Source organism: Sphingomonas sp. GV3, from assembly GCF_031082075.1.
Taxonomy (GTDB): Bacteria; Pseudomonadota; Alphaproteobacteria; order Sphingomonadales; family Sphingomonadaceae; genus Sphingomonas; species Sphingomonas beigongshangi.
In genome coordinates this window covers 815,653-828,081 of record NZ_JARWLE010000001.1, presented here as the reverse complement: position 1 = coordinate 828,081, position 12,429 = coordinate 815,653, and the positions used below count along the sequence as shown (strand labels likewise).

9 protein-coding genes are annotated in these 12,429 nt (G+C 66.8%); 5 read left to right on the top strand and 4 right to left on the bottom strand.

The features are described from left to right. Positions 1-22: 22 nt before the first annotated feature. Entirely contained in the window at positions 23-787 is a 765-nt protein-coding gene (locus RF701_RS03770) for an NYN domain-containing protein (RefSeq protein ID WP_308814130.1), read from the bottom strand. A 121-nt stretch (positions 788-908) separates the two neighbouring features. Between RF701_RS03770 and RF701_RS03765 the strand changes: the two genes are divergently transcribed. Beyond that, entirely contained in the window at positions 909-2,306 is a 1,398-nt protein-coding gene (locus RF701_RS03765; RefSeq protein ID WP_210358549.1) for a methyl-accepting chemotaxis protein, read from the top strand. A 77-nt stretch (positions 2,307-2,383) separates the two neighbouring features. Here RF701_RS03765 and RF701_RS03760 read toward each other — a convergent pair whose 3' ends face one another. From RF701_RS03760 to RF701_RS03750, 3 genes are all read right to left on the bottom strand, one after another. After that, entirely contained in the window at positions 2,384-5,293 is a 2,910-nt protein-coding gene (locus tag RF701_RS03760; protein WP_308814129.1) for a TonB-dependent receptor domain-containing protein, read from the bottom strand. A gap of 352 nt (positions 5,294-5,645) precedes the next feature. Beyond that, positions 5,646-6,128, bottom strand: a complete 483-nt coding sequence (gene greB / locus RF701_RS03755; RefSeq protein WP_308814128.1) for a transcription elongation factor GreB — start codon at positions 6,126-6,128, stop codon at positions 5,646-5,648. A gap of 4 nt (positions 6,129-6,132) precedes the next feature. Continuing rightward, a complete protein-coding gene (locus RF701_RS03750; protein WP_308814127.1) occupies positions 6,133-8,133 on the bottom strand; it encodes a lytic transglycosylase domain-containing protein in 2,001 nt (666 codons plus the stop codon). A 150-nt stretch (positions 8,134-8,283) separates the two neighbouring features. Here RF701_RS03750 and dapA point away from each other — a divergent pair, with 150 nt between their 5' ends. From dapA to RF701_RS03730, 4 genes are read left to right on the top strand one after another with little or no spacing between them, the layout of a single operon-like run. Further along, positions 8,284-9,168: a 4-hydroxy-tetrahydrodipicolinate synthase gene (dapA, locus tag RF701_RS03745; RefSeq protein ID WP_308814126.1), complete on the top strand. Its 885-nt coding sequence runs from the start codon at positions 8,284-8,286 to the stop codon at positions 9,166-9,168. Positions 9,169-9,220: 52 nt separating this feature from the next. After that, a complete protein-coding gene (gene smpB / locus RF701_RS03740; RefSeq protein WP_115380282.1) occupies positions 9,221-9,703 on the top strand; it encodes an SsrA-binding protein SmpB in 483 nt (160 codons plus the stop codon). An 11-nt stretch (positions 9,704-9,714) separates the two neighbouring features. Next, the gene (locus RF701_RS03735) at positions 9,715-10,278 is read left to right on the top strand and encodes a DUF2062 domain-containing protein (RefSeq protein WP_308814125.1); all 564 of its coding nucleotides are present in this window, start codon (positions 9,715-9,717) and stop codon (positions 10,276-10,278) included. A 60-nt stretch (positions 10,279-10,338) separates the two neighbouring features. Then, complete coding sequence (locus tag RF701_RS03730) at positions 10,339-12,405, top strand: M13-type metalloendopeptidase (RefSeq protein ID WP_308814124.1); 2,067 nt, start codon at positions 10,339-10,341, stop codon at positions 12,403-12,405. The last annotated feature ends 24 nt before the right edge of the window (positions 12,406-12,429 follow it).

Below are 12,429 nucleotides of genomic sequence, written 5' to 3'. Positions count from 1 at the left end.
CGCCGTGAAGCGGTGCCGGCCCTCAGCGCACGCGCTTGACGAAGACCCGCCCGTCGTCGCGGCGCTCGCTCTGGAAATTCGGCACCGCCTGGATGAGGTCCGACAAGCGACGATAGCCGTAGTTCCGCACGTCGAAGCTGGAGCGGTTCCCCGCCAGCTGTCCCATCGCCGACAGGCTGGCATAGCCCCGCTCGTCGCGCTTCACCGAACCATATGTGTCGATGAGCAGCGCGACGAGGTCGGGATCGATCGGCTTGGCCTTCGCGGGGGCGGCCGCCCCGATCGCGACTGGCAGCGATTCGCCGATCGGCACCTCGACGGCGACGGGCTTTTGCGGCTGCACGGGGGTCATCAGCGCGTCCACGTCGATGAACCGCGTGCACGCCTGCTTGAACGCCTCCGGCGTCTTGGCGCTGCCGAAGCCATAGACGGGGATGCCGTCCTGCCGGATCCGCGTCGCCAACGGCATGAAGTCGCTGTCCGACGACATGATGCCGAAACCCTCGATCCGTCCGCGGAACAGCAGGTCCATCGCATCGATCGTCATCTTCATGTCGGTCGCATTCTTGCCCTTGGTCAGGTCGAACTGCTGCTGCGGCTCGATGCCGTGCCGCACCGTCATGTCGCGCCAGCCCTTGAGGCCGGGTTTGCTCCAGTTGCCATAGACGCGCCGGACGTTGACCGTCCCGAGCTCGGCAAGCACGGTGAGGACCGGGTCGATCGCGTGCCAGCTGGCGTTGTCGGCATCGATCAGCAGCGCGATGTTGCGGGTAGGGGTGTCGGACATGGATCCTGCGTCGCCGCTCCGGCGCGGTCCGTCAATGGCCGCGCGGCACCCTGACCGCTTTCGCGGCCGGCATGGACGTCCGTTGAAGGTTCCTTAACCACGAACCCCTAGTCGTTTGTGTATGATCGGCTCCGAAAGATCGCTCAACCAGGTCGTTCTCTCCGCCGCGCGCATGTCCGGCGAGCTCGGTATCCGCACGCTGGATCTCCAGGCGGACATCGCGGCGCTCGCCGGCCGGGTGAGCGAGCAGGCCTCGACGCTCGACCAGATCGGCGGCGAGATGAACCGCCTGACCGGCGACATCGACAAGGTCGCCGGTGCTGCGGCGGAAGCCCGCAACCAGACGGCGGCGGCGCATGCCGTCATCGGCGATTCGACCACGCAGATCAACGCGGCGACCTCGGACGTCGTCAGCCTGATCGCGGAGGTCACGCGGCTCCACGACGGGCTCGGCGACTTCGATCGAGCCCTTGCGGAGGTAGGACAGGTCACCGCGACGATCCAGGCGATCGCGCAGCAGACCAATCTCCTCGCGCTCAACGCCACGATCGAGGCGGCGCGTGCGGGCGATGCGGGGCTCGGCTTCGCGGTCGTCGCGTCCGAGGTGAAGAAGCTCGCGACGCAATCCGCCGGCGCGACGCAGCGGATCGAGCAGTCGATCGCCACCTTGACCGCCGAGGCGCAGGCCATGCTCGACAGCATCGGAAAGGGTGTCGCCAAGGCCCGCTCGGCGCACCGCGGCACGATGGACATCGAATCCACGGTGGGTCGGCTCGGCAGCCTGATGGAAGGGCTGTCCCGCAACAGCGAAAACGTCGCGGACCGCATCCGGTCCATGGCGACCGCGCTCGATCAGGTCGGCCTTGGCCTCGGCGCGTTGTCGACCACGTCCACCGACAATGCCAGCGGGCTGCAACGCCTGTCCGAACGCGTCAATGTCGTCAGCAACGATACCAACGGCATGCTGCAGATGCTGGCGGAAAGCGGCGTCGAGATCCCCGATTCGCGCTACATCCGCTTCGCGCTCGACGCCGCGGCCAAGGCCGCTGCCGCGGTGCACGACGCGATCGCACGGGGGGAGCTGTCGCTCGATGCCGCGATGGGCGAGGATTATCGACAGATCGCCGAGTCCGATCCGCCGCTGTTCACGCATCCCATCCAACCGGCGATGACGGCAGGGGCAAGGCCGCTGCAGGATGCGGCGCGGTCTCTTCCGGGGTTCTTCGGGATCAGCTTCACCGACCGACGCGGCCACGGTTCGGTGGCGATGCCCGAGCGATCGCAGCCACAGCGGCCCGGCGATGCGGCGTGGAACGCCGAACATGCGCGCTGCGGCCTGTTCTTCCGCTACCCGGAGACGATGGAACAGGTCACGATGACCGACCCCTTCTGCCTCAAGGCATACCGCCGCCCGCTGGCGGGTGGCGGGGTGATGCTGCTCAAGCAGGTCATCGCCTCGATCCGCATCGGCGGTCAGCATTGGGGCGTCCTGCAACTCGCCTATGAGGACCAGGGCTGAGGCGCGTCGTCGGGCATTCTTGACGCAGGATTTCCGGATCGGCGCGGCGAACCTTGCTCGCCGCGCCGCCGTTCGCCTTAGAGGTGGATGTTCGCACCGAAGCGGAACGTCCGCCCGATCGCGCCGATCTGCGTATAGGTCGGGTTGTAGTTGGTCGCCGCGTAATTGCCGCCGTTGAGCGGTGCCTTGGCGTCCGTCAGGTTGATGACGTTCATGTAGAAGGTGAAGCGGTCGTTGACCTTGACGCTGCCGGTCAGGTCGACGTCGATGAAGCGGCGGACGTGGCAGTTGAAGTTGGGATCGCTGCCGCCATAGGTGCTGCCGCCGTTGCAATCCGTGGTTCCGAACTGGTCATAGGCGACCGCCTTGTAGCCCGATACGTAATAGGCCGTTGCGGTGAGCGAGTACGGTCCCGCATCGATGCTGTTCTGCCAGTTGCCGCGCCATTGCGGCGTGCCCGCGCCAGACGAGGTGATGTACGGCGCCTGGGTCCCCACGAAGTCGGAATAGGGCTGATCCGCGCTCGACTTGAACAGATAGTGCAGGATGTACGTCGCCTCGGCTCGGCTCGTGAACTTCACGTCCGGTGCCGGCTTGAGCGTGACGAGCGCGGACGCGTCGATACCCGACGTCTTGAGCGCCGCGGCGTTGGCGAAGGGCGAATTCACGAACAATGCGCGGGCGGGCGCATTCGGATAGGCCGGATCGATCACGTCGGGCGTGACGGAATAGCCCGCGGGCATCGTGCCGTTGCCGTAATAGGCGGCAAGCGCTTGGTTCGACAGCGGTCCGCCGGAAATCACGTCGGTCTTCTTGATGTTGTAATAGTCCGCGGTGAAACTGAGCCAGCGCGTCGGCTGCACGACGACGCCGGCGGTGAAGCTCGTCGACAGTTCCGGCTTGATGTTCGGATCGCCGACCGTGGCGAAGCCGATCGAATAGCTCTGGTTGTACGCGCTGCCGCCGGTGCAGCCCGTTGCCGTCGCGGTTGCGCCATGCTGAAGCTGGAGCGAGCACGGCGGCTTGGCCGACGTGAAGCCGATGACCGAGCCCGACAACTCTGCGAAGCTTGGCGCACGGAACCCCTTCGAGAAGGTGCCGCGGATCGCGACCTGCTTGATCGGGGTGAACTTGGCACCGATCTTGGGCGAGAATTTGTTGTAGCCCTCCTCATAGTGATCGAAGCGACCGGAGCCGTTGATCTCGAGGCTGGTCAGCACCGGCGCGTTGATCTCGAAATAGCCCGACTCGACGGTACGATGGCCCACCGCGGTATATTGGTTGAGGCCGATCGTCGTGAGGTTCGGGTTCTGGTTGGGGTCGTTCTGGGCCTCGTAGCGGAAGGAGCCGCCGACACCCAGCTGCAGCGGGCCGCCCGGGAGCTGGAACAGGGACTTCGTGATGACACCCTGGATCATGTCCAGGTCGCTCGTGGCCTGGGTATGGACAGCTGGCGACAGCGCGCTGCGCACGGCCGCCGTATTCTGGGTCGGGTCGACAAAGTTGTAGCTGCCGGTGTTTACGGCATTGGTCAGCGCGGCGAGGTTGAGATAGCCGTTCTGCGTGATGTCGAGCCAGGAATGCGCTACCGTGCCCGAAACGGAGTAGGTCCATCCGTCGCCGAACGCGCCATCGATGCCCGCCGAGCCGCGCAGCACATGGCTCTTATAGTCGGACGATCCCAGGATATCGCCGAAGCTGTAGCGGATGGCGGCCGGCTGACCCGCCGCCGCGAAGGGATTGTTCGGGTTGAGCTGGCCGTTGCTGAGCAGCACGGGCAGGATGATGTTCTGCGTATTGATCGGGTTGGTCGAACGAATGTTCGGAGGACCGCCGGGGGTGAAGACCTCGTTCTGGAAATAGGACGCGAGCAGGTAGGCCTGCGATCGGTCGTTGACCTGCACCGTCGCATGCGCGGTGACGCCGAAGCGGGTCTGCTCGGGCTGGATGACGCCATAGTCCGCGACGGTGTTCTGCGTGCAGCCATTGCCCGCCGCACCGCTGACGGGGGTCGTCGTGCCGGTACAGCCATTGGGGTTGAGCACCTGCCAAGGGCCGGTGACCACGCCTGATCCGGATAGGATGTTGCCGGGCGTCAGCTGCTGCGATGGCGCGACGATGGCGCTCGTCGTGGTGCCGGGCACCACCGATCCCGCCTGATTATTGTCGCCGCCGATCGACGTCAGGTCGGCGGTGTTGAACGGAAAGCCGCGGTTGCGCGCGTAGATCGTGCCGTCGTGCTGATATTCGCCGCTGATGTAGAAATTGTATCCCTTGTCGTTCAGCTTGCCGGTGCCGAGCGTCAGCGTCGCGCGCTGTTCGCCACCGTCGCCGCGCTGGCTGACGCCGCCCTCGACCGTGCCGTAGACGCCGGTGATCTCCTTCTTCATGATGATGTTGACGACGCCGCCGATCGCATCCGCGCCATAGCTCGACGAGGCGCCGTCCTTCAGCACCTCGACCCGGTCGACGATCGCGTCGGGAACCGTGTTGAGGTCGACGAACGAGCGCTGGCCGTCGTCCGACAGCGGGTAATTGGCGGTGCGCAGACCATCGATCAGCGTCAGCGTCGAGTTGACGGTCAGGCCGCGCAGCGACACCGCCGACGAGCCCGCGCCGAAGCCCGAGGAGAAGGCGGTCGGGATCGAGCCGCTGCTGTCCGCGGAGATCGACCGGATCGCGTCGGAGACGGTGGTGATGCCCGCCTTCTGCAGCGCATCGGCGGTCAGGACAGTGACGGGAGAGGGGGTTTCGGTATCGGTGCGACGGAACAGGGTGCCAGTCACGACGATGTCGCCGGTGGCTTGACCCGCCGTCGGCGCAGGGGTCGATTGAGCGGGCGACGTACCTTGCGACGCCGCGGTCGGCGCCTGTTGCGCATCCTGCGCGAACGCCGGGGCGGTCAGAAACGCACTACCCGCCAGCACCACCGGCGCGGCGGCGACGCCACACCGCAACAGGGCGCGAAGGGCCGAAAAATTCGTCATGCTCAACTCCTCAAAGCCTTACGCGACCGAATTGCCTTTTGGACCGGACGGGCCCGCATGCTGCGCGAAAGGGTACGTGGTGAGGGGAGGATTGCGGCGCGCCGGGCAGGTGTAAATGGCGGCGGGCGGGCCGCGGAGCGATCGAAATCGGCCGTGCTCAAACAGTCACAGATTATGACCTAACCGTCATCGACTGACGCTTGCAACATGGTGAAATGAAGGGCCAAGTCACTGATAACAATAGATAATCAATGTCCAAATTCGGCGCATCGGAATCTGTGACAGAATAATGTCACGGAAGCGTCATCGGCCATGAGCGACGCCGGCCGCGCCGGGAATCGGTCCCGTGCCGTCACACCGTCGGATAGGCGATCGTGACGATCTCATATTCGCGTTCGCCCGCGGGCAATGTCACGCGGCGCAGGTCGCCGACGGCGGCGCCGCGCAGGGCCCGTGCCAGCGGCGCATTCCAGCCGACCCGGCCCGCTCCGGCATCCGCCTCGTCGTCGCCGACCAGCGTCAGCACCCGCTCGTTGTCATCCTCGTCCGCGATCGTCACGCAGGCGCCGAACCACACGCGGCCGCGGTCTTGTTGCTGCGCCGGATCGACCACCTTCGCCGCCTTCATCCGCTTCGACAGCCAGCCCAGCCGCCGGTCGATTTCCCGCAGCCGCTTGCGCCCATAGATATAGTCGCCATTCTCCGAGCGATCGCCGTTGCCCGCCGCCCAGGATATCGTCTCGACCAATTGCGGGCGCTCGGACGCGAACAGTTGCTCATATTCGCGCCGCAGCGCCGCGAATCCGGCCGGCGTGATGTAGTTGGGGCGGTCCATTCGATCAGCCCGGTCGGTTCTTGCCGAGGTACCAGCTGAGGTTGGCGGGCCCGTGGCTCTTCGCGCGCGGCGGGTTGATCAGGTCGTAGACCACGGCGTTCTCGAGCACGCGCTGCACGTAGTTGCGCGTTTCCTGATAGGGGATCGCCTCGATCCAATCGACCATGTCGACGCTGCCGGTGCGCGGATCGCCGTTGGCGCGCAGCCATTTGTTCACGTTGCCGCCGCCCGCGTTGTACGCCGCGATGGCGAGCGGGTAGCTGCCATAGAGGCCGTAGATTCGCTGGAAATAGCTCGATCCCAGCATGATCGACATCTTGGGATCCTCGGTCAGCGCGGAGGCGGCGTAGGTCACGCCGATCTTTGCGGACTGCTCGCGCGCCGTCGCCGGCATCAGCTGCATCAACCCGCGCGCGCCGGCATGGCTGACGGCCATCCGGTCGAACTGGCTTTCCTGCCGCGCGATCGCGTGGATCAGCGTCCAATTGTCCTCATAGCCCGCCGGTATGCTGACGGTCGGGAAACCGGTGGCGGAATAATCCGTCAGCCCGTTCTGCATCGCGCTGCGCCCGACGAGCACGCCCAGGTCGGGCCGCCCGATCTGCCGCGACAGCTCCGCCGCCAGCAGGTGGTCCGTCTCGCTTTCGGCATCGCTCGCGATCTGGCGGACGAAGGCGGTCTGGTCCTGCCAGTCGCCGATCTGGCCCAGGAAGCGCGCGGCGCGCACCGTCTCGCGGTCGGCGAAGGCCTGTCGCGTCGCGGCGGCGATCAGCGGCGTGCCGAGCGCCGGCGGCGCCACCAGCGGCCGTCCCGTCCGCTCGAGCGCGAGCTGGCCGTAGAACTGGTCGCGGTAGCCGGCCGCCTGTGCGAAAAATCCCGCCGCGTCCGCGGCTTTGCCGGCAGCCTCCGCGGCGCGCCCGGCCCAGTAGAAGCCCTTGGCGCGCGTCTGCGGCGACATGCTGCCGCGGCCGTAGCGCTCGAACATGACCATCGCATCGGCCGGCCGGCCAAGCTTGCGCAGCGCGGTCTGCCCCGCCAGCCACACGAGGCTGGTATAGTCGTCCCGCTCCCCATAGGGCTTCTTCGAAACGTCGGTGCCCGCCGGATAGGCGTCGTCGACCTGCCGCGCGATGTCATAGGCGATCTGATACTGGCCGTCGTGTTCCGCCTCGCGCGCGACGGTGAGCAGCCCCTCGTACCACTTCTCGACATTGCCCGGCAGGCTCGCGAGCGGGCGCCGGCTGGCGAGATAGCTGCGCACGCTGGGCGCCGCGCCCGCGTTGCGCAGCCATGCCGCCCGGTCGGCGATATAGCCCGGGTCGCCCGCATACGCATCCTGGGTGGTGGTCGCGAGCGTCGCTGCGTCGGGTGCGTTCGTACGGAACGAAAGGCGCGCGGCAAATGCAGGGCGTCGCGCCGGGCTGGTCCAGGCGATCTGTCGCTGCGCCGCGCCGGTCGCGTTCTGCCACAGCAGGGCGTCCATCCGCGCGTCATGGTCGTCGGGTGACAAGGCGCCGGCGAACGTCGCCTGGACGAAGCTTTCGTCCGTCGGGGTCAGCGTGCCCATCCGCCACGCGGCGCGCGCGGCAGCCTGCGCCTCCTGCAACCGTCCCAGCGACTGCAACGCCCGCGCCTGCGCGACCAGGCCGGTCGCGGTCTGTGGCGGGAAGCGCGCGAAGAAGGCGACGACGCTGGACGGCGAGGCCATCGCCGCCTGGCGCTCGGCCGCGCGACGGTTGGCGTTTTCGCCCGGCCAGCCGGGATGCGCGGCGAGGAAACCGGCATAACTGTCGAACGGCAGCGCGTCCGTCTGACGCAGCGCGCGCCACTGGGCGATCGTCGCCGCCATCGCGCCGTCGGTGGGGGACTGCGGCGCCACCGGCGACATATTGGCCATCTGCGTCCGATAGCGGTCGAGCTGGTCGCTGCTGTCCTGCTGGGGGACGGCGACCACGCCGGCGAGGGTCGCGAACAGGAGGGCAATCGGCGCGCTGGTCGGATGCATGGGCAAAGAATAGAGATTCCGCCGTAATCTGTCCTGAATAAAGAGCGGGTGCGATCACGGTTCGTCGCCCCGCGCAACGGTTCGTCGCAACGCCGGGAGACGCCGCGCCGCCGCTTGACAGGTTGTTGGTCGCGTCGCACGGCGCGGGGCATGTTCTCCGGTTCCATCCCCGCGCTCGTCACGCCCTTCGATGGCGACGGGCAATTCGACGAACAGGCGTATCGCGACCTGATCGAGTGGCAGATCGCGGAAGGATCTTCGGCGTTGGTGCCGTGCGGCACCACCGGGGAAGCGGCGACGCTGACCGCCGACGAGCATTTCGGCATCGTGCGGATCTGCGTCGACCAGGCGAGGGGGCGGGTCCCGGTGATCGCGGGCGCCGGGTCCAACGACACGATGGTCGCGGCGGCGAACCTGCGCCGCGCGAAGGACGCGGGCGCGGACGCCGCGCTGATGGTGCCGCCCTATTACAATCGTCCCGGCCAGGACGGGATCTTCCAGCATTTCGCGTTCCTGGCGAAGGACGCGCCGCTGCCAATCGTGCTGTACAACGTACCCGCCCGCACCGTGACGGATATCCAGCCCGCCACGCTCGCGCGGATCGTCAACGCCCATCCCGACGTCTTCGTCGCGGTAAAGGATGCGAGCGGCGCGATCGCCCGCGTCTCGCAGCATCGCGCCGCCTGCCCGGACGCGTTCGTCCAGCTGTCCGGCAACGACGACATGGCGCTCGCCTTCAACGCCATGGGGGGCAGGGGCTGCATCTCGGTCAGCGCCAATGTCGCGCCGCGTCTGTGCGCCGAATTCCAGGCGGCCTGCCAGGCCGGCGACTATGCCGCCGCGCTGCGCTATCAGGATCGCCTCTACCCGCTCCATGACGCGCTGTTCACGGATGCGTCGCCGGGTCCCGTCAAATATGCGATGACGCGCGTGCGTCCCGGCTTCCCGGCCGGCCTTCGCCTGCCGATGACCTGGCCGTCGGAGGCCGCGCGTGCCGCGGTCGATGCGGCATTGACGCACGCAGGACTGATCTAAGGGGCGTTGCGCGCTTCCCCTGGAGCGCGGACATCCCTACATCCGGCCGTCCATGCCACGTCCCAAGCCCGCAACCTTCGACAAGAAGAAGATCGTCGCCGAAAACCGCAAGGCGCGATTCGAGTATAGCATCGACACCGTCTACGAGGCGGGGATCGCCTTGACCGGCACCGAGGTGAAGTCGCTCCGCTTCGGCGAAGGGTCGATCGCGGAAAGCTATGCGGAGGTCCGCGACGGGCAGGTATGGCTGGTCAACGCCAACGTGCCGGAATTCAGCCACGGCAATCGCTTCAATCACGAGGCGAAGCGGCCGCGCAAGCTGCTGCTGCACGAACGAGAGATCAACAAGCTCCATGGCGCGGTGGCGCGCGAGGGCATGACGCTGGTGCCGCTGTCCGTCTATTTCAACAGTCGCGGGCGGGCAAAGGTGGAGCTCGCGCTCGCCAAGGGGCGCAAGACGCACGACAAGCGCGAGGCGATCAAGGAACGCGACTGGAAGCGCGACGCCGCGCGCATCCTGCGCGATCGCGGCTGACGGCGCGCGGCATGCCGTCCCCCTGGCAGCGCCTCGTCGCCTGGGGGCATCGCAACCTGCCGACCCGCGAGTCGATGGAGGCCAACCGGCTGCTGCGTCCGGTCGCGCACCGGGTGCTGGAGCCGGGTCTGTGGCGGTTCACCCGCCGATCGGTGCCCCGCGGTGTCGCGCTGGGCGTGGTCGCGGGCTTCCTCTTCCCGGTCGCGCAGATCGCGATCGCCGCTTTGTTTGCGCTGCCGTTCCGCGCGAACGTTCCCGTCGCCGCCCTCACGACCTTCATCACCAATCCGCTGACGACGCCGTTCCTGTGGTACGTCGCCTACCGGATCGGCGCCTGGCTGCTGCACAGCGAGGCGGCAACGATCGTCCAGCCCGCCACCGAGGCGGCGACCGGATGGCTGCATCGGGTGACCGGCGCGTTCCAGTGGCTGTGGGCGCAGGGGCCCTCGTTCGCATTGGGGCTGATCGTGCTGACGAGTCTCTGCGCGGTCGCCGGCTATGGCGCCTCCGCGCTCGGCTGGCGGCTGTGGATTGCGCGCAAGTGGCGGTTTCGACACGAAAAAACTGGACGTTGACGAGGCGTCTTAACCGGGTACAACACGCGTCATCCTGAGTTTCTTTTCCAAGGACCTACGATGCGCAAAACGGTTCTCGCCGCCCTTCTGCTCGCCTCCGCCGCCACCGGCGCGGTCTATGCTCAGACTGCAATCTCGGACATGGGCACGACCGCCCCGGGCAAGCCCAAGCTTGGCGATTTCGGTGTCGACCTGACCGCAATGGACAAGTCGGTGCTGCCCGGCAACGACTTCTACAACTACGTCAACGGCGCGTGGATGAAGCGTACCGAAATCCCCGCGGATCGCGCCAGCTGGGGCGGTTTCGCCATCCTCGCCGACCTGTCGGAGAAGCGCACCCGCGCCGTGATCGAGGAGGCTGCCGCATCGCCGGTCGCCAGCGGGCCGATGAGCGTCAAGGACAAGATCGGCATCACCTACGCGACCTTCATGGACCAGGCCGCGATCGAGAAGGCGGGCGCTGCGCCGCTCAAGCCCTATCTGGCGAAGATCGCCGCCATCCGCACGCAGGGCGATCTGGCCAAGGCGTTCGCCGATGCGACGATCCACGGCATCGACGTGCCGGTCGGCGCGGGGATCGAGCAGGATCTCAAGGACAACACCGTCTACGCCGTCTACCTCGGCCAGGGCGGCCTCGGGCTGCCGGACAAGGATTATTACCTCAAGGACGACCCCAAGTTCGCCGAGGCGCGCACCAAGTACGTCACCTATATCGCCGACATGATGCGCCTCGCCGGCCAGCCCGATCCGCAGGGCGCGGCGCAGCGCATCTATGATCTCGAAAAGCAGATCGCGCAGGTCCATTGGGATCGCGCCGAGCTGCGCCAGGTCGAAAAGGGCTACAACCCGATGCCGGTCGCGCAGCTCGCGACGGCGATGCCGGGCTTCGACTGGCAGGGCATGCTCGCCGCGCAGGGGCTGGGCAGCCAGACCCGCGTCATCGTCGGCCAGCCCTCGGCACTGACCGGCACCGCCAAGATCATCGCCGCGACACCGCTGCCGGTGTGGAAGGAATATCTGGCGTTCCACACCATCTCGAACGCCGCGCCGCTGCTGTCGTCGCCCTTCGTCAATACGCAGTTCGCCTTCTACGGCACGACGCTGAACGGCACGCCGCAGCTCAAGGATCGCTGGAAGCGCGGCGTCGGCCTCGTCAACGGCAGCCTCGGCGAGGCGGTCGGCCAGGTCTATGTGCAGAAGTATTTCCCGCCCGAGGCGAAGGCCAAGGCGGACGAGCTCGTGCGTAACCTGATCGCCGCGATGGACATCCGCCTCCAGAACCTGGCCTGGATGGCGCCCGAGACGAAGGTTAAGGCGCGGGCCAAGCTCGCCGCCTTCACGCCCAAGATCGGTTATCCGGACAAGTGGCGCGACTATTCGTCGCTGCAGGTGGTCAAGGGCGACGTGCTCGGCAATGCGCAGCGCGTGGCGGAGTTCGAATACAATCGCCAGCGCAACAAGATCGGCAAGCCCGTCGACCGCAGCGAATGGTTCATGACGCCGCAGACGGTGAATGCTTACGCCAATCCGCTGATGAACGAGGTGGTGTTCCCGGCCGCGATCCTGCAGCCGCCGTTCTTCGATCCCAATGCCGATCCGGCGGTGAACTATGGCGGCATCGGCGCGGTCATCGGACACGAGCTCAGCCACCACTTCGACGACCAGGGGCGCAAGTTCGACCCGAAGGGCAATTTCTCCGACTGGTGGACCCCGCAGGACGTCGAGCGTTTCAATGCGCTGACCGACAAGGTGGTGGCGCAATATGGCGCGTACGAGCCGATCCCGGGCACGCACGTCAACGGCAAGTTGACGCTGGGCGAGAACATGGCCGACCTCGCCGGCATCAACGTCGCCTATGACGCGTACAAGCTGTCGCTGAAGGGCAAGCCCGCGCCGGTGGTCGGCGGCTATACCGGCGACCAGCGCTTCTTCATGGGCTTCGGCCAGGTCTGGCAGACCAAGGCACGCGAGGCCTCGATCAAGAACCAGCTGACCACCGACCCGCACACGCCGGGCCAGTGGCGTGCCTATGTCGTGCGCAACCTCGATGCCTGGTATCCGGCCTTCGACGTGAAGCAGGGCCAGACCTATTATCTGGCGCCCAACGACCGTATCCACATCTGGTAAGCGTTATCGGATTTGATAGCCTCT